The organism is Larkinella soli (genome assembly GCF_003703975.1).
Taxonomy (GTDB): Bacteria; Bacteroidota; Bacteroidia; order Cytophagales; family Spirosomataceae; genus Larkinella; species Larkinella soli.
The window spans coordinates 94,573-111,916 of the sequence record NZ_QTJY01000018.1; the positions used below are offsets into that span (position 1 = coordinate 94,573).

Consider the following 17,344-nt stretch of genomic DNA (forward strand, 5'->3'; position numbering starts at 1 on the left):
CGGGTGGGAATCAGGCGGCTTTCCGGCGCTGGATGATCGCTTTGACGGGCGTGGCGGAGAGAACCCGGACATTGTGTTCCACATCCAGCGGGATGGCCAGATAATCCCCGGCCGACAGACGCAGAATTTTGCCGCCGACGGTGCATTCGCATTCGCCCTCCAGAATCAGGAAACTCTCGTGTTCGTCGTGATGGTCTTCCGGCTTGATTTCAAACCGGGCCCAGACCAGATACTGCACGACCTCCGGGTCTTCCCGGAGCGTATGGGAGTAGATATTGCGAAAATCCCGGGTCGGCCGAATCGATTCCACCGTGCGCAGCCACTGCCCGTGGTCGGAGTAGGCGTTGATCAGCGGGAGGTGCGCCAGGTCGAAAGCGCGGGCGCCGTCCAGCCGGCTCAGTTGGTCGAGGATCCGGTGTTTCAGCTGGGGGCGGGGTTGAACCACGTTTGCTCCATACTGCTGAAGCGCCAGGCTGGTCCGGTCGATTTCGGCCTGAACTTCAGGAAACAGACCGGCCATTCGCTCCACTTCCCGGGCTTCCTCCGGAGACAGAAGCCCGAGACAATACTCCTCGATCATTCCAGATTGTAGGTATTCCATTCCGTTACTCATCCGCAAATAACTGCTTTAACTGTTGCAGTGCCGCCCGCGTCCGGGTTTTGACCGTACCCAGCGGCATGTCGAGCCGATCTGCCACCTCCTGTTGGGTATACCCAAAAAAATAAATCAGGTCGATGACCTGTTTCAGCTTGGGATCCAGTTGGTTAACCGTCTCCGCGACGCCGATGTACTCTAAGGGCGACGGCTCGGACACGACGGCCCGCGCTGTATATACATCGGTTTCGGCGGTTTGGATTTCGGTTTTTTCTATATCTTTTATCGAACGGAGAAAATTGATGGCGGTATTGCGGGCAATGTTCAGCAGCCAGGTAAACAGACGGCCTTTCGAGGCATCGTACTGATCGATGTTCCGCCAGATTTTGACAAACGTATCCTGAAGCAGATTCTCGGCCTCGTGTTCGTCCCTGACGATTTTGCAGATGATGCCGAGCAGGGTGGTCCCGTAGTTGTCGTACAGGACGGCAAAAGCCTTCTGACTGCGGGCTTTGAGTCCCTCAACCAATTCATCTTCAACGATGACGGGGCGCTTGCTCAAGTGATTCCGGTTAAGAAAGAATAGGCAGAGTCGGAGCTTCCGCCTGAACCGCATTTCCGGCCGAAGCGAATGTAAGTATAGGCGAAAGTCACTTTAAAATCAACCCCGGCGAACATATCGGCCGGCTCCCGGTTTACATAACACCCTACTGCTCCGCTTTCATGCAACTGACCGTTACCCCCGAGAACCCACTGGAATGGTTTGCTCTCAAAGCCAATCTGGTGCCTCTCCCGCTATTACACGCCCAACTGTTTCCGATTATCTCCAAAGCCGTGCTGGAAGCGGCCGATCAGGGCATTTTCGATGCAGTCAGCGAAGGGCGGCAGACAGCCGAGGAAGTGGCCGGGGCCCTGAATCTTCATCCGAAGGCGGTCGGTGAACTGATGGCTTTGCTGAAGACCCTGGGCTATTTTCATTACCGGAACGGCCGGTTCAGCCTGACCCGCATGGCCCGGCGCTGGGTGCTGAAAGACGATCCTCTCTCGGTTTTCGGGCTGATGCTGTTCAATAACCGGGTCATGTGGCCCTGGCTCGACCAACTGGGGAATTACCTCCGAACCGGACAGGGCGTACAGTATCACGACCACCTGACCACGGCCGAATGGGCCTATTACCAGCAGGCCATGGCCGCAGCGACCGGCACGGAAGTGAAGGAGTTCAGCCGGAAAGCGCCCGTTCCGAAGCACGCTACGCAGATGCTCGACATCGGCGGCTCGCACGGGCAGCATTCGGTGGCCCTGTGCCGGAAGCTTCCGGCACTTCAATCCGTCATTCTGGATTTGCCCCCGGCCGTCGAGCAGGCGGCCCCGCTGCTGGCCCGGTCGGGCATGGGAGACCGGGTGCGTCACCGGCCCGGCAACGTCCTGACCGACGAGCTGGGCGAAAGTCAATACGATATCGTTCTGATGTCGAGTCTGGCGCATCATTTTTCCGAGGAACAAAACCGGATGGTGGCGCATAAGGTGGCGCGGGCGCTCCGGCCGGGGGGTGTATACATCGTCAATGAGTTCATCCGGCCCGACGTCGACGGCCGGCCGGACCTGGTCGGCTCCAGTACGGACCTGTTCTACGGCCTGACCAGTGCGGCCGGTAACTACTCGGTGGCGGAAATCCAGGACTGGCAGAAAGCCGCCGGATTGAAGCCGATCCGGGTGGCCGGCTACCTGACCATCCCCGGCCGGGCGATGGTCACGGCACGGAAGTGATCACCCCCGGCCCCTCCTTGTTAAGGAGGGGTGGCTTTGCAGAATGAGGGGGACTTACAGGCAAAAACCCCTCCTTGCTAAGGAGGGGTTCGGGTGGTTTCAGGAGTCCTTCGGTGATTTCGTCAGCTTTTCGAGCAGTTTCATCCCCTGCTGGGTAATCTCGTTTTTCGTCTGCTGTCCGGCTCTGCGCCGGAGGCTGTCGGCCCGGACCATGGCCTTTTCGCGGGCTTTTTCCAGCGGTTTCCGGATCACTTCCTTTACGACGGTATTCTTCAGTTGATTGGCGGTGGTGCTGGCCAGAAACCGAACCTGGGGCTTCTGATAGCTTCCGCCCAGCGCGAAGTCGATTTTGGCCCGGTCGACGCCCTCCAGGGGTCGGCCGGTCAGAGAAGCAAACCGGCTGGCAAACTGGATCCCGGCTTTTCCGGTCGGCACGTCCATCTTGAGGATGTAATTCAGATGACCTTCCAGCGAGTTCGAGCCGGACACGTTGACCAGATAATCGCCTACTTTAACATCGAACGGCCGCACCGAGACAAACCCGTTCTTCACTTCAACCTTCATCAGCATATCCTTGAAGTTCGGGTTCCGGAAGTCTTTCAGGTTCGTTTTCTCGGCGATTTTCTCCAGCAGCGGGTTGTTTTTCAGCGTGGCCTGCACCACCTTGACCAGGGCGTTGCCGGTCAGGCTGTTCAGGTCAGGCATCATGTTCGGCTCCAGCCGGCCGTCTACGTTGAATTTGCTCGAAAACTTCCCGAATACGTATTGCGCCAGCGGAAACACGATTTTTGCCAGCGTCAGGTGCTTATACGCCTGGTTGACGTCGGCGTTGGCAATATCGACATCGAAAGCAAACCGGGGGCGCCGAATGTCCTTCGAATCATACAGACCGTTGGTGATGAATCGCCCGCCCAGCGAGTTGAAGGTCACACTCTTCATCCGGACGGCCCCATCGGCTACCTCCACCTGCCCGCGAATGTCGTTCAGCGGCATTTCGTCGTAAAGAGCCTGTCCCAGCGTCGTATTCAGGGTAAACCGGATGTTCCGGGGAATCTCGACCACCGAGGGCGAACCCGTTTTGGGGGCCGACGGCTCGTCGGTCATCCATTCGTTCACGTTCAGGCGATTGGCCCGGACGTTCATCGTCCCTTCCAGCGGCTGGTCGTCTTCCAGCAGAAACGGAATGTAGTTGGTCAGGGAGCCGTCGGCGGTGAAGCGGCTGCTGCCCAGCGTACCTTCGGCCTGTCGGATGGTCAGTTTGCCGGGCGCCATATTCATGTTGGCCGAAGCCAGCGTCAGTCCCTGCGGCAAAGCTTCTCCTTCGTATTTCAGGTTCCGGACCGCCAGGGTTCCGCTGGTCGGCAGGCGTTCGTAGCGTTTGGCTTTGGCGTCCGAAAGCCGCCCTTTAGCCTGAATATCGGCGTCGATCAGACCGGCCAGCCGGGTGCCTTCCACCGGGAAAATGCGCGTCAGCTTCGTCAGGTCGAGCCGGCCTTTGGCGGCCAGGTCGAAGGTGTAATCCGCGAAGTTCTGAATCCAGCCTTTGGCCTGGAACGGGTCGCCGGCCAGCTTGAGACGCAGGTCGCCGATGTCGATCCGACTGTCGGTCAGCCGTCCGGTGCGGTTGGTGACCGTCGCCAGCGCGTTGATGCCTTCCAGCGGTTCGGGAAACTTCAGTGATTTGGCGTAACCGTTCTGTAGCCGCATCAGAGCATTCACCACCGGAAAAAGGCCGGCAGCTTTATCGTAGGTGCCTTTGGCTTTCAGATTCAGTTCATACAACCCCCGCAGGGTCAGGCTGTCGATTGGAAAAAGCCGGGTCAGGTCCTGCAAATCCAGCCGGGCGGCTACGTCGGCATCTACTACCGAACGCTTCAGACCCCGCAGCAGCACCCGCCCGCGGATCGGGTGGCTGCCCAGCCGGGCCACCAGGTTTTTCAGGTTGACGACGGTATTGACAAGTTGATCGGTCGTGTTACTCACCTGAAGGTCAAGGCCAATGCCCTCGACCGCCGAAGGCAGGTCCGGATACCGGAAACGGCCGTTCTTCACCACGGCGTTCAGCAGAAAAGCCGGCATCTGGGTGCCGTTGTAAAGCCCTTTGACGTGGCCGTCGAAGCGGACCGTGCCGTCGGCCCGGATGTCTTTAAAGCGTTCCGAGTAGATGCCGGGCAGCACCGACAGCAGGTTCTTGAAGTCGTTGTCCGGGACACGGTAGGTCAGGTCGAACCCGATGCTGGTATCGGCCGGAGCCGACGTGCCGGTGGTGATCGAACCATTCAGTTCCAGCGGCAGGTCGTTGAACCGGATACGGTTATCCGTAAACGTATACTTTCCGTGTTCCAGATCGGCCCGCAGCTTCATGTCGGAGTCGATCTTCTTTTCGCTTACGTATTCGGTTCCGTCATACGCCAGGGTAAGGGCTTCGGCCCGGGTTTTCAGCGCCATGTCGGTCAGTTCCGCCGACAGGCTTCCGCTGCCGGTATGGTCCACGCCGGCCAGCCGGACCGTCAGCGGCAGGGTCTGGTCTTCGTAGCGGATCAGGCCGTTCTGCACCGACCATTCATCGATGTCGACCGTAAAAGCCGCGTCGCTCGTGTCGGCCACCTGCGGCTCATCGCTTTCGACGACTTTGTAGATGTCGTAGTTAGCCCGCCCGTCGGGCAGCACCTTTACCAGGATGCGGGGCTGGTCGAGATACAGCCCTTTCACCCGAATCCGGTCTCCGCTGACGGCGCTCATCAGGTTGATCGTCGCTTCGAGCGACCGTGTGCCGATCAGGGTATCTCCGTTGAAGGGAGCGTGGCCGACGATGCTCAGTGTGTCGAATTGTATAGTCAGATTCGGGAAATGTCGCAGTAAGGACAGACTGACGCCGTCAGGCCGGAAATGGACCTGGGCGTTGACCCGGTTATTGATCTCCTGCTGGAGCCGGGCAATGATCTTATCCCGAAAAAACGTCGGTATGACCCAGGCTGCCAGGAGCAGAACCCCGAGGACCGACGCGGTGATAATTCCGGCTTTTTTCATATAACTGTTTGTCTTTGAATATATATACGACAAACAAGCACCGGAAAAGTTTAAGCGATGTGAGGGTCGGGGTCCCTTTGTCAGGCGCCGGAACCGGGAGCCGGAGCCAGAACGAACTGCTCGATCAGGAGGATAAAAAGGTGGATGACCTTGATATGAACTTCCTGGATCCGGTCGGCATAGCCGAAGTGAGGCACGCGGATTTCAACCTCGGCGGTGCCGGCCAGACGACCGCCGTCCTTTCCCGTCAGCAGAACCACCTTCATGCCCTTTTGCCGGGCCGCTTCCACCGCCCGGATGACGTTACCGGAATTGCCGCTGGTGCTGATGCCGAGCAGAACGTCGCCGGCATTCCCCAGCCCTTCCACGAAGCGGGAAAAAACGAATTCATAGCCGTAATCATTGCCGACGCAGGACAGGTGGCTGGGGTCGGAGACGGCGATGGCCGCCAGCGCCCGGCGGTCTTCGCGGTACCGGCCCGAAAGTTCTTCGGCAAAGTGCATGGCGTCGCAGTGGGAGCCGCCGTTGCCGCACGAAATAATTTTACGGCCTTCCCGAAGTGCCTCCGCCATGAGCCGGGCGGCCTGTTCGATCCGGGCGATATTCTGTTCGTCGCTGAGAAAAGCGTCGAGAACCGAGCGGGCTTCTTCCAGTTCCCGGCGGATGAGTTGTGCAGACATTTTCGGTCAGATTTGCAATAAAGGCTTCATCCGACCACGCATCGGCCGGGCTGATTCCGTTACAAAGCTAAACGCCCGGGCCGCCAAATACCAATAACCACGTTAGAGGTTGTTCAGGGAAGCGCTATTAACCTCCCGTTTCTTTTTATCATCCCGACGCAGGAGGGATCCTGCAGCTGAATGACCCTTCAGACCGAGCCCTGAAGCACAGAATCTTTCCTGCGTCGGGATGACAAAAAACCGGGAGGTTAAATCCTTTACGAGTACCTGCCGTCCTGGAAGCGGTCGCAGAGCGACCCAATGGTTGTAGGCACCACAGGGCGGCAACCCGCTAAGTAGTGCCTTTAGGCACTTCCCCTGCTCCAGTAAGTTTTTTACAGGACCATCGTCCGGTAGGGCAGGTTCCAGCGCAGCGCGATGGAGGAGGAAGAGGTGTTGTAGTTCAGCCGCAGCAACTGGCTGTCGCTTTTCCGCAGCACCTGATGAAAGTCGATGAACAGGTTGTGCCGGGCCATGAAGGAAAGCCGGAGGTCGCCGTAGGTGACGATGGTTTCGCGGCCCTGCCCGATATAATGCCCCCCTTCTTCCTGCCCCGGCCAGCGGACCCGGTCTTCATAGCTTTTCAGCAGGTTGCCCCCGTAGTTCCGGTTCGGCGGGTCGGCCCCGTACCGCATCACCCCGAAGATGCCCGTCACGTTCAGCCGGGCGTGGGGTTGATACCGTACGATTCCCAGCCCTTCGATAAAATTAGCGCCGAGCGGGTGGGCCAGCGGCTGGTTGTAATGCACGTAGTTGGTCTGGCCGGAGCGGTGCGAGTAGGTATAGGGCCGGGCGAGGTTCAGTTCGGCCTGAAGGTCGAGATTCGGAATGTCGAAGGCGTCGATGTATTTGGCCCCCGCCTGAATGGCGAACTTGTTCCGCCAGGAACCTTTGGCGGCCCGCAGGTCGGTCAGGTAAAACTCGTCGAACATCACCTGGCTGTACAACAGAAAACGCCGGGCGAAGTTGGCTTTGAAATCCAGCCCGATCAGCGCATTGTCGGCACTGCCCCGGTAGGATTCCACAAAGCGGTAGAAGATGATCGGGTTGAAATAGTTCAGTTCGATCTGGCTCCGGCTGAACACCTCCGCTTCAAAAAGTCCCAGATTCACATGGTCGCCGATGTTGACGCTCAGATGATGGATGGCTGCGTATTTCTGGGGGTTGGTTTCATAGGCTCCGATGGGCACCTGCCGGTTCTGAAACTCGGTAAGCAGGTTCGTATACTGGAAACGCCCCAGCCGGGTGGTAAATTTCAGGAACAGGTAGGGAGAAGAGTTGTCGGACAGGAACAGGGAACGATAACCGTTGCCGAAGAAGTGGCGGTCGTGCCCGAACTGAATGTTGATGATCTTTAAGGCGTTGAACGAAATGTAGCCGCGTGCCGACAGAAAGTCCGCTCCGCCGAACGACGAATTGCGGGCGCGGATCCGTTTGGTAAGCCCTTCGCCCGGCGCGAAGCCCTGCTCCTGACCGGAGGTGTATTGCTGGCCGTATTCCCAGATGTAACGCGGAAACAGGGCCTGGTTGTCGGACAGGTAGGTGTAAAAGCTCAGGCGCTTCCGGATGCTGCCCCGGATTTCGACGCCCCGCGTATTGATGTAGGGGTTGAACGAGGCCCCGGTCGTATCGGAATTGGTCTCCCGGCCGAAGCCGAAATTGACGGCCGGATTGATGTGAATATCAAAATCCTCGGTCTGAGAACTGTAAGCGTCGCTTCTCTTGTGGTAGAACGGCCCGAGATTTTTCCGGCTGTCGCCCGGTCGTTGCCGGCCGGGCAGCAATTCGGCCGCCCGGAGTTGAAGCAGCGAGAGCGAATCCGGGTAACTCGTCGGCACCCATTCCCAACTGTCGTCGCGAAGGTAAAGGAGCATGGCCTTGTCGACCGGGGATAACCGGACAAAGGGGTTGCCCAGAATGCTGTCGGTCAGCTGCACGACGGCCTGGCGGCTATACGGTTTTACGGAACTATGGAAACCCCCGGCCCATTGGCCCTGCCGGATTTCAAGACGATCGATAAGATGATAGTAATCACTATTTAAGGGGATCGTTTGGCTCTGTGCGTGAGCCGACCCTCCCGACAGCAGGGCCGCAGCTATCCAGATCGTAAAAATATTCCTCATAGGAACCTTCGCGCAGACCGCCGAATAACCGACAATCATCAGGAACGATAAACAAATTTTGATGCACAAATTAAAGAAAGGGTTTGGATTATCCGACACATTCCGTTTAAATTACCCTGAAAAAGCCCTGCATGTTTGTTTTTGCCGATCAGCCTTCGATTGCCAATCATTTCATTGCCGAACTTCGCGACGTGACGATTCAGAAAGACCGGATGCGCTTCCGTCGGAATCTGGAACGTCTGGGCGAGCTGATGGCCTACGAAATATCCAAGTCGATGACGTATCAGATCGCTTCGGTGCAGTCGCCCCTTGGAAAAGCATCCACGCAGCTGATCAAACAGCCTCCCGTTCTGGCCACCATCCTGCGGGCCAGCCTGCCCTTTCATCAGGGGTTCCTCAACTTCTTCGATCAGGCTGAAAATGCATTCATCGGCGCCTACCGCGGGTATCTGACCCACGGCGACGACTTCGAGATCGCCATGGATTACATCACCAGCCCGGACCTCAGCGGCCGGACGGTCATCCTGATGGACCCCATGCTGGCGACGGGGCGGTCGCTGGAGAAGGTCTATCATGCCCTGCTGCGGTTCGGAACACCGGCCCGGACGCACATTGCCGCCGTCCTGGCTAGTCCGGAAGGCATCCGGTACGTTCAGCAGCGAATGCCCGAATGCCACCTCTGGCTGGGCGCCGTCGACGAACGCCTGGATGCGCACTACTACATCGTTCCGGGGCTGGGCGACGCCGGCGACCTGGCTTTCGGGGGCAAGCTCTGATTTCCGCCATCGCCCGGAACCGGCTTTTTCAGTACATCACCATCACCACCCCCTTGTATTCGGGAATCAGAGCCTCGTTGGTTTTGATTCGGTAATGATACGTGCCCGGCTGCACCTTCCGGTTCAGATACCTCCCGTCCCAGGGCTTTTCGTAGCCGTCGGAGTGAAAAATGACTTCCCCCCAGCGGTTGTAGATCGTTACGTCACAACCCGGGAACTGATCGGTATTCCGGATTTCCCACTGGTCGTTGACGCCATCGTCATTCGGCGAGAAGACGTCCGCGATGAACAGCCTGCGCAGCACTTCCACGGCAATGCTTTTCTCGGACCGGCATCCGCCCGATGAGGTCACCGTCAGCCGGTACGTCGTCGATTCGGACGGGCCGGCCGTCGGGTTTCGGGCCGCTGGGTCCGAGAGACCCTCGGGTGGGCTCCATTGGTAGGAGGCCGCCTGGTTTCCCACGGAAGGCTGGAGCGTGACCGAACCGCCGGACAGGATACTGACCCGTTCGGGCATATTGATCACCGCCGGGGATTCTACCCGGACCGTCCGCGTCACTGACACCGGGCACCCCTCATTGACTCCATAGGTGTAGGTGATCGTATGCAGACCGGCCCCGGCTTTCGACGCATCGAACCGGCCCCCGCTCACCCCCGGCCCCGAAAACTGACCTCCGGCCGGGCCGGCAACCAGCGGCACCGCCTGCGACTGACCGGCGCACATCGGCGAGAGGGAGTCGAACCGCAGGTCCGGGCGCGGAATCACGGCCAGATTCAGTACGGACGACAGGGCCTTACAACCGTTGCCGTCGGTGATCTGAACCTGATAGGTTCCGGCCTGGCGGACGGACAGGCTGGAGGCCGACGCATTGCCGATGACCCCTTTGTCGTGATACCATTCGTATCGGTAACCGGCGCCGGCCGAGGCATCCAGGCGGGTTTCACCGTCCTGGCAGATGGCTTTGGCCGAACTGCTGAGCGTGGCGGCCGGCTTCGGGTTGACCACGATGGACACACTGTCGCTGTTGGCGCATTCCTGCGGGGAGGTGGCTCTGACGGCGTAGGTACCGGCTTTTTTCACGTTCAGCGAGGTGCCGGTTGCGCCCGGCAGTGCCGTCCCGCTCAGCATCCACCGGTAGCTGACGCCGGCTTCCCCGGTGACCGAGAGCGTGACCGAATCGCCCTCGCAAAGCTTCGGGTCCTCGGGGGTGATGCTGACTTTCGGCCGCGGAACAGCCCGCGCCTTCGTCACCTTCGAGATCGTATCGTTACCGCAGGTTTTGGCGAAGCTTTTTACGACGGTGTAGTCGCCCGGTTCGCTGGTGACCAGGGTGGCGGAGGTAGCGCCGGGGATGTTCAGGCCGTTTCGCTGCCACTGGTAGGCCCATTGCGGGTCGGATTCGGTGGAGAGAGTGAGGGAAGTGCCTTCACAAAAGGCCAGATCGACGGCCACCTGACTTTTGTAGCTGATCACGGGCGGGGGCGGAGTGTTGCGCCCGCAGTCGATCACCGGCATCTGAAATTCCCGGCGAATGGCCCCGATCCGGACACCGTTGCGGTATTCCTCGCACAGAACGGCGAAAATGAACAGGCCCGTCCGGCTGGCCGTAACCGACAATTCACCGGTCTGGGGATTGATGCCCAGGGCCGGATTGCCCGGTATCGCAGCGGCAGCGCCGTAACCGGCGAGCCAGTTTACCTCCGGGTAAGAAGCCCTGGAGGCTCCGTTGCCTGTGCGGTTGTTGGCCGCGTCGCTCGTGTAACCGGCCAGCGGGGTGACGAGCGAATACCGGAGCTGGTCACCGTCGGCGTCGGTGGCCCCGAAGTTCAGTTTGAACGGTTTGCCGACGCAGACATATTCGCCGTTGGGAAAGTTGAACTCCGGCGTCGAATCGAGGAAGGCGGCTCCGTTCCGCCGAACGGCCGGAAATTCCATCTGGAACACCATCCCGGTGGCCCCGGGATTGCTGATGTTGTCGATGTCGTTATTACGGCAGCACCGCTCCCAGACCGCGTAATAGCCCTCGGCATCACTGTAAACGGCGGGGTCCAGAAACACTTCCCGGCTGTATTTGATTTCCAGCACGCTCATGTTCCGCTGGGTGGCGCAGGTATGGTTGCCGTACTGAACCTGGAGCGAAGAGGTCTGCCCGACGGTTACGGAATTGACCCGGGTATGATCGCTTTTCCGGAAAACGTGAATGGTGATCGAGGTCTCGTAGTCGCTGGTGGTGGAGTTGGCCTGATCGAAAAATACGCGAAGCGTAAGCGTATAATAGTTCTGGCGACCGGTCGCCTGAAGATTCATGTCCCCCCCGTAAATATGTTTTCCGAAACTAACCGACGGCAGCAGGAACAAAAGAACAAATCGGCTGAGGATCAGGAACCACTGCACCGCCGAAGCACCCGGGTGCTTCAGGCCCAACAACGCTTTCATACAAAATATGGGTAGAGGGTTGATTCATAGAAGAATAATAAAGAGACCGATGCGCTTTCCGCTTCCGTAATCTTAAAGATACAAAGCCGTAAACAGCATCAGGAGACAAAGTTGACTATTCTGAGGTAACGGTTACTTTCAGGGACATAGACTAAAAAAACCTGCAGGTCGTTGCAGGTTTTTCCGAAATCGTTATCGATCGGCTTCGTACGGGTCCGGTCAATTCATCAGCTCATCGAAATTCAGGGAGATGTAGTACAGGGCGCCGACACTGGGATTGCCCCACGACTGCCTGTAAAGCTGGTTGAGGACGTTGGTGCCGCCGAGTTTCACCACCGATTTGATACCCGGTATGCGTTTGCTCACCTGGGCGTCGAGCGTATTGAAGGCCGGAACGGTCGTCTGCTTCCGCAGGGTGGCTTCGTTATTGGCAAAACTCGACTCCCAGACGAAGGCGTCCTGGTGGCGCCAAACGACGCTGAAACCGAACCCGCTGCCCCGGATATTTCGATTAGTCAGTGACAGGTTGTACCGGTATTTCGGCGTATTGAAAAACGTCACGAAATCGGCCGGCAGCCGGTCGCGGTTGATCAGTTCGTTGAAAGACACATTACCCCCGATGATGAAGCTGCCCGGCAGCCTGTAATCTGCGCTGACCGCCCACCCGTGGTTTTTCAGCTGGACGGGCGAGTTGGCAAAGAAACTGTAGACTGTCCGGGTCGTTCCGCTGATCAGTTGCAGCAGAGAGGCCGGGTTGGCCGCCGTGGCCGGCTGAAGGCCCTGCACCACCACATTGCCACCTTCAAAGTTCAGAAAGCGGTTGTAATAATAGTAAGCATCGACGAACAAGCGATTGTTGATCAGTCCTTTATAGCCGACCTCGTAGGTTTCGACCCGCTCAGGATCCCATTGCTGGGGCTGGTACGGTTTCAGGAGCTGAGCCGCCTGAGCCAGGGGAGTGCCCTGCTGCAGGGCGGCCCCGAACGCCCGGACGGATTCCAGCGGGTAGGTCGGGTTGTTTGAAAAGTTATACCGTTCCCGGAACAGGGGCAAACCGCCGATCAGGTGACTGTTAGGCGTATTCAGGTCGATGTACTGGGCCTGGGTGGTCGGGATGCGGAAACCACGCTGGAAAGACGCCCGGATGTTGTGGACTTTCGCCAGCGTCAGTACCGCCGAAAGCCGGGGGCTGAACTGTCCCTTGAAATTGACGTTTTTGTCGTACCGGACCGAACCGGTCAGCTTTAGTATGTCGGCAATCGTTTTGGAGGCCTGGGCATAAGCGCCAAACTCGTTGATCCGGAACTCCTTACCGTTTTCATCCTGAGCGAAAAGCGTCCCTTCGGAGTTAAGGGCATACTGCCGGAAGTTACCACCGACGATCAGCTCCACCACTTTCGGCGCCACCAGCGGGCTGAAGTTGTACATGAATTCGCCGTGGTAGAGGTTGGTTTTGTCCAGAAACCTGGCTCCGACGGCCGCGGGTGTTCCCGGCAGGGGCCGGCCCGTTACCGCATCCACCGCCTGGTTGAACTCGGCCGTGCCGGGCAGGAAACGGCCCTGGTCGGCAAAGGTCCGGGCGGCCGTGTGCAGGTTGCCAGAAGCCGCATTGACGGCGTTGAGCGCGGCCTGATAGGCGGCCTGCGGATTGGTCGGGTTGGCGGCCAGCGCCTGCTGCAAAGCCGGCCCGAAGACCTGCAGGGCGCCCCCGGCATAGGTGAACGCATACTGCGGGAACCAGGAGCCCAGCAGGTTGGCCTGGCTCAGGCTGGGTTTCCAGGCTTCGTTGACGCCCTGTCCCAGGATGCCGATGGCAAAGGCGTTCCCGGAGCGTTCCTGGGTGGTATAGGCCCGCACGAAGAAGTTGGAACCCCGCACTTCGGCCTTGTACTGGCCAATTTTGAATCCTTTGATGTAATACCGGTCAACGCCGGTATAAACGGCCGTCCCGCTGCCCCAGTTGACCTGCACGATGGCCTCGACCTTGTCGCTGAGCCGGTAATGGACGGCCCCGTTCAGTTTCAGGTTGCTGACCTTGTAATCGACCATCTGGTTTTCGGTGTAACCGGTTCGCGATACGGTTACGTTGGGCAGCATCACGTCGTTGAGGATCTGGGTGGCCGGTATTCCGGTAGCCGTCGAAAGCTGATTGACCCCGCCCACGATCCGGGCCAGATCCGGTGAAATCAACTGAAGCTGGGCCGGAGGGATGGTCAGGAAGCCGGCAACGGTACTCTGGAAGGCATTCAGGTTGGCGCTGGCGTCGCCGTAGACGTTGATGCCGTCATAGCCCGGATTGTTCTGGCGGTTGCCGGTCCCGAGGTTGAAACCGTTCGTAAAGCCCTGGTCGCGGTAGTCGGTGGCCTGCCAGTCGTCGGCGCTGATGTAGGAAACGCCGACTTTGAACGCCAGCCGGTTATTGAAGGCTTTGGCGTAGCGGAAACCGGCGTCGTAGAACGGCGTCGTGCGGGTCGTGCGGTTTTCGGCCGACATAATGCCGGTTTTGGCGTAGGCGCTCAGGCCCTGATATTGGAACGGACTTTTGCTGTTCATCAGCAGCAGCCCGTTGATGGCATTGGGGCCGTACAGGGCCGAAGCCGCGCCCGGCAGCAGTTCCACACTTTCCACGTCCAGCTCGTTCAGGCCGGCAATGTTGCCCACCGAGAAGTTCAGGCCCGGAGCCTGGTTGTCCATCCCGTCGACTAACTGCACGACGCGCGTGTTACCGTTGGCACCGAAGCCCCGGACGTTCACCGAGCGAAACATGAGACTCTGCGTACTCATATCCACTCCCTTGATGTTCATCAATGCGTCGTAGAAGGTCGGCGCGGGCGACGACTGGATGGCCCGGATGTCGAGTTTTTCAACCGAAACGGGCGATTTCAGAACGCTTTCCTCGACCCGCGAGGCCGAAACGACCACCTCCTGCCCCAGCATCACCTGCTCCTGAAGCTCGACCTCCAGACGGGACTGGCCGCCCGAAACGGGAATTTCCTGCGTCTGATAACCGACGGAAGATACCACCAGGGTCAGGGGAGCGGGCGTGGAGGTGGTGAGCGAAAACTGCCCTTTCGTATCCGTTATGGTGCCGGCTATCGTCCCTTTCACCACGACGCTTACGCCTACCAGGGCATTCCGGCTGTTTTTGTCGGTCACCGTACCCGTTAGTTGGATTTGAGAGTAGACCGAATAGCAGGAAGTAAGCAGAAACAGAAGAATCCAAAGAGTTTGTATAAAAGAATTTCTCATAAAAAGGTAGATAAAGGAAAGAATGAAGGCCACCTGACTACCGATTTCCACTCTGTAACCGAATCAAGATTTCAGGGCCTTTTTGTATACTAAAATAAGGTTTCTAAAACGTATAAGCATCTATTCCTAAAAGAAAATTCTAAAAAATTATTGAAATACTGATAATCAGCTGGGGAGGGTTACGGAACCATCTGTTTCACGAAGGCTTCGGCCATCAGACCCGTATAAATCTGGGAGCCCCCATAATTGACGTGCCCCCGATCCATCGAAAACCGGGGCAGGAACAGCGCGTCGAAGCGGGGGTCGTGCGGCAGGTGCAGCCGGTGCTGCGCGTCGATGGACCGGAACAGGGGAATGAGCGCCCGGGCCTCCTCCGGCGTCATGCGGTTGGGCAGGTAGAAAAACAGCCGCACGCGGTGCCGTTGCGCCAGCCCGATGAGCCGGTCGATTTCTTCCCGGTACTCCGGATTGACGGCCTCGTTTCCCGAACGGGAATAAACCAGCAGGCTGCGGGAATGATAAGCCGGTAACTCGGCCGAATCCCGACCCAGGCCGGTACCGGCATCGAGGCCATGATTGTCAGGGAGATAGCCGTCGGGCGAACCGGTCAGGTCGGCTTCAAACTGCTGCCGCCGGGCCGCGTCGTCGGTATGGGCGGCCACTGCCATCCGCAGCCGCAGCGCCGGCGACAGCAGCGTAAACAGATAGGTGTTCAGATACTGTTCCGCCCGGCGGGAATGGGAGCCGGCCGTGTCGGGAGGGGCGTTGAACAGGTAGGGCAGATAAAACCGGGGCTGTTCCCAGGCTTCCCAGCGGAAGGGGTCGATGCTGGTATCGAAACGCGGCAGCGACAGTTCGACGCCGAGGTAATGTAAGGCCAGGTCCCGGCGGGCCATGAGGACTTCGGCGGTCCGGAAGGTGTGAGGAATGAAAAAACTGCTGACGCCGAAGTTGAAACTGCACGTCCGATGGCCGGTCAGCGAATCGAAGCGGGCCGGGTCGATGCTCGTAAACGTGCGGCTGGAGCCGATGAATACGGTGTTGATGCGCCCGGCCTGACGATCCAGCAGGAGGGTTTTGGCCCGTGTATCGTGGATGACCCGCTCGTAATATCCGGCCGAAAGCAGGAGCACCAGCCCTTTAACCGCTGCCAGCACCGCGAAGAAAAGAAGCAGATTTCGCCAGAACCGGATCATAAAGGCTTAAAACTGAAAATAGTAGAACCTAACGTTGTCGTACCGGCCCAGCGTCAGGATCAGTTCCGCCACCCCGACGGCATACGCCCAGCGAACCCACCGGCTCTGCTGTTGCAGCAGCACGTCGATGGGCCGGGCGTCCATGAGCCGGTGAACGACGTCCATCCCGACGAGGCCCAGCACGATCACAAGCAGCCGGGAGGACGATCCCGAAGCCGGCAGCGACCAGTCGGCGACGAACAGGTGCCGGAAAAGCGTTTTTCCCTCGGCGAAGGTGGCGGCCCGGAACCAGAGGCCCATCAGCGCCCCGGCCGTAAAGACCAGCATCGTGGAGAGGATCTGATGAAGCCGAAGCTCCGGCCCGAAGCCGAGCCGTTCGAAGAAAGCCCGGCGGGCGGGCCGGGTGACCTGCTCGGTCAGTACCCACAGGCCGTTGAGCAACCCCCAGACGATGAAACCCCACTGCGCCCCGTGCCAGAGACCGGTCAGCAGATACACCACCAGCAGGTTCAGATACAGCACACGCCGGTCGCGGGTCTGTTTGCTCAACGGCGTGTAAATGTAATCCCGGAACCAGGCCGTGAGGGTGCGGTGCCAGCCCTGCCAGAATTCCGTCCGCGACCGCGAGGCATAGACCCGGTTGGCGAAGTTCTGGCTCAGCCGGACTCCGAACATCCGCGCCGACCCGACGGCGATGTCCGAATAAGCCGAGAAGTCACAGAAAAGCTGGAAGGAAAAGAAGAAACAGGCCAGCCAGACCCCCAGGCCGTAGTGCTGTTCCGGCTGATCGAATACCGTATCCACATACTCCTGAAGCCGGTTGGCCAGAACGATCTTCTTGAACAGGCCCCAGATAATCAGCTGAAGCCCGGCCACGGCGTCGGAATAGCTGAAAGCCGGGTGCGGATGGCGCCACTGCGGAAGCAACTGACGGCCCCGTTCGATCGGACCGGCCAGCAACTGGGGGAAAAAGGCGACGTATACCGCAAAAATGCCGGCATGTTTTTCCGGCCGGACGTAGCCCCGGTAGACGTCAATCAGGTAACTCAGCGTCTGAAAGGTGTAAAACGAGATGCCCACCGGCAGCAGGTAATGGTGTGCGGGCAGAAAGCCGCTCAGTCCCAGCGGTTTCAGGCCGGCCTGGAGAGTAGCCGAGAAGAAGTTGAAATACTTGTAAAACAGCAGTGGGGCCAGCACCAGCACGACGCCGGTTCTCAGCCATCGTTTCTGAGCCTCCCGGTCCGGCGTCCGGCCGATGCGAAGGGCGGTGCCGTAGGCGACCCCGGTTGTCAGTGCCAGCAGCAGCACAAACCCTGGGTTCCAGGTGGCGTAAAAGAAATAACTGGCCGCCAGCATCACGACCCACCGATATCGGACGGGGGTCTGAAACCAGAGCGTCAGGACGACCAGCAGAAAAGCAAAGTACGAAGCGGTGGTAAACAGCATAAGACG

11 protein-coding genes are annotated in these 17,344 nt (G+C 58.9%); 2 read left to right on the forward strand and 9 right to left on the reverse strand.

The genetic code is table 11. From position 1 onward, the window contains the following. Positions 1-10: 10 nt before the first annotated feature. Both DX909_RS24845 and DX909_RS24850 read right to left on the reverse strand, forming a co-directional pair. A complete protein-coding gene (locus DX909_RS24845) occupies positions 11-580 on the reverse strand; it encodes a cupin domain-containing protein (RefSeq protein WP_164851393.1) in 570 nt (189 codons plus the stop codon). Positions 581-605: 25 nt separating this feature from the next. Then, on the reverse strand, positions 606-1,157 hold the full coding sequence (locus tag DX909_RS24850) for an RNA polymerase sigma factor (protein WP_229311177.1): 552 nt from the start codon (positions 1,155-1,157) through the stop codon (positions 606-608). A gap of 161 nt (positions 1,158-1,318) precedes the next feature. Between DX909_RS24850 and DX909_RS24855 the strand changes: the two genes are divergently transcribed. Continuing rightward, complete coding sequence (locus DX909_RS24855) at positions 1,319-2,362, forward strand: class I SAM-dependent methyltransferase (protein WP_128547944.1); 1,044 nt, start codon at positions 1,319-1,321, stop codon at positions 2,360-2,362. Positions 2,363-2,461: 99 nt separating this feature from the next. On the opposite strand, the gene DX909_RS24860 is transcribed toward DX909_RS24855, so the two are convergent. From DX909_RS24860 to DX909_RS24870, 3 genes are all read right to left on the reverse strand, one after another. Next, the gene (locus tag DX909_RS24860) at positions 2,462-5,392 is read right to left on the reverse strand and encodes an AsmA family protein (RefSeq protein ID WP_128547945.1); all 2,931 of its coding nucleotides are present in this window, start codon (positions 5,390-5,392) and stop codon (positions 2,462-2,464) included. Between the two features lie 80 nt (positions 5,393-5,472). Beyond that, a complete protein-coding gene (lpcA, locus tag DX909_RS24865; RefSeq protein WP_128547946.1) occupies positions 5,473-6,072 on the reverse strand; it encodes a D-sedoheptulose 7-phosphate isomerase in 600 nt (199 codons plus the stop codon). A 374-nt stretch (positions 6,073-6,446) separates the two neighbouring features. Next, positions 6,447-8,234: a hypothetical protein gene (locus DX909_RS24870; protein ID WP_128547947.1), complete on the reverse strand. Its 1,788-nt coding sequence runs from the start codon at positions 8,232-8,234 to the stop codon at positions 6,447-6,449. Positions 8,235-8,365: 131 nt separating this feature from the next. Between DX909_RS24870 and upp the strand changes: the two genes are divergently transcribed. Further along, complete coding sequence (upp, locus tag DX909_RS24875) at positions 8,366-9,010, forward strand: uracil phosphoribosyltransferase (protein ID WP_128547948.1); 645 nt, start codon at positions 8,366-8,368, stop codon at positions 9,008-9,010. 28 nt (positions 9,011-9,038) lie between these two features. Here the strand turns inward: upp and DX909_RS24880 are convergent, their stop codons facing one another. The 4 genes from DX909_RS24880 to DX909_RS24895 form a co-directional block, all read right to left on the reverse strand. After that, on the reverse strand, positions 9,039-11,447 hold the full coding sequence (locus tag DX909_RS24880; protein WP_128547949.1) for a T9SS type B sorting domain-containing protein: 2,409 nt from the start codon (positions 11,445-11,447) through the stop codon (positions 9,039-9,041). A 219-nt stretch (positions 11,448-11,666) separates the two neighbouring features. Next, complete coding sequence (locus tag DX909_RS24885) at positions 11,667-14,696, reverse strand: TonB-dependent receptor domain-containing protein (RefSeq protein ID WP_128547950.1); 3,030 nt, start codon at positions 14,694-14,696, stop codon at positions 11,667-11,669. Positions 14,697-14,875: 179 nt separating this feature from the next. After that, the gene (locus DX909_RS24890) at positions 14,876-15,892 is read right to left on the reverse strand and encodes a hypothetical protein (RefSeq protein ID WP_128547951.1); all 1,017 of its coding nucleotides are present in this window, start codon (positions 15,890-15,892) and stop codon (positions 14,876-14,878) included. Between the two features lie 6 nt (positions 15,893-15,898). Then, positions 15,899-17,338 carry an MBOAT family O-acyltransferase gene (locus DX909_RS24895; protein ID WP_128547952.1) on the reverse strand — a complete coding sequence of 480 codons (1,440 nt, stop codon included), beginning with the start codon at positions 17,336-17,338 and terminating at the stop codon, positions 15,899-15,901. Positions 17,339-17,344: the final 6 nt, after the last annotated feature.

What these genes read in the sequence shown, in the direction of transcription:
- DX909_RS24845 (WP_164851393.1), bottom strand. Translation starts at nt 580, where the DNA reads ATGATCGAGGAGTATTGTCTCGGGCTTCTGTCTCCGGAGGAAGCCCGG.
- DX909_RS24855 (WP_128547944.1), top strand. Translation starts at nt 1,319, where the DNA reads ATGCAACTGACCGTTACCCCCGAGAACCCACTGGAATGGTTTGCTCTC.
- DX909_RS24860 (WP_128547945.1), bottom strand. Translation starts at nt 5,392, where the DNA reads ATGAAAAAAGCCGGAATTATCACCGCGTCGGTCCTCGGGGTTCTGCTC.
- lpcA (WP_128547946.1), bottom strand. Translation starts at nt 6,072, where the DNA reads ATGTCTGCACAACTCATCCGCCGGGAACTGGAAGAAGCCCGCTCGGTT.
- DX909_RS24870 (WP_128547947.1), bottom strand. Translation starts at nt 8,234, where the DNA reads ATGAGGAATATTTTTACGATCTGGATAGCTGCGGCCCTGCTGTCGGGA.
- upp (WP_128547948.1), top strand. Translation starts at nt 8,366, where the DNA reads ATGTTTGTTTTTGCCGATCAGCCTTCGATTGCCAATCATTTCATTGCC.
- DX909_RS24880 (WP_128547949.1), bottom strand. Translation starts at nt 11,447, where the DNA reads ATGAAAGCGTTGTTGGGCCTGAAGCACCCGGGTGCTTCGGCGGTGCAG.
- DX909_RS24885 (WP_128547950.1), bottom strand. Translation starts at nt 14,696, where the DNA reads ATGAGAAATTCTTTTATACAAACTCTTTGGATTCTTCTGTTTCTGCTT.
- DX909_RS24890 (WP_128547951.1), bottom strand. Translation starts at nt 15,892, where the DNA reads ATGATCCGGTTCTGGCGAAATCTGCTTCTTTTCTTCGCGGTGCTGGCA.
- DX909_RS24895 (WP_128547952.1), bottom strand. Translation starts at nt 17,338, where the DNA reads ATGCTGTTTACCACCGCTTCGTACTTTGCTTTTCTGCTGGTCGTCCTG.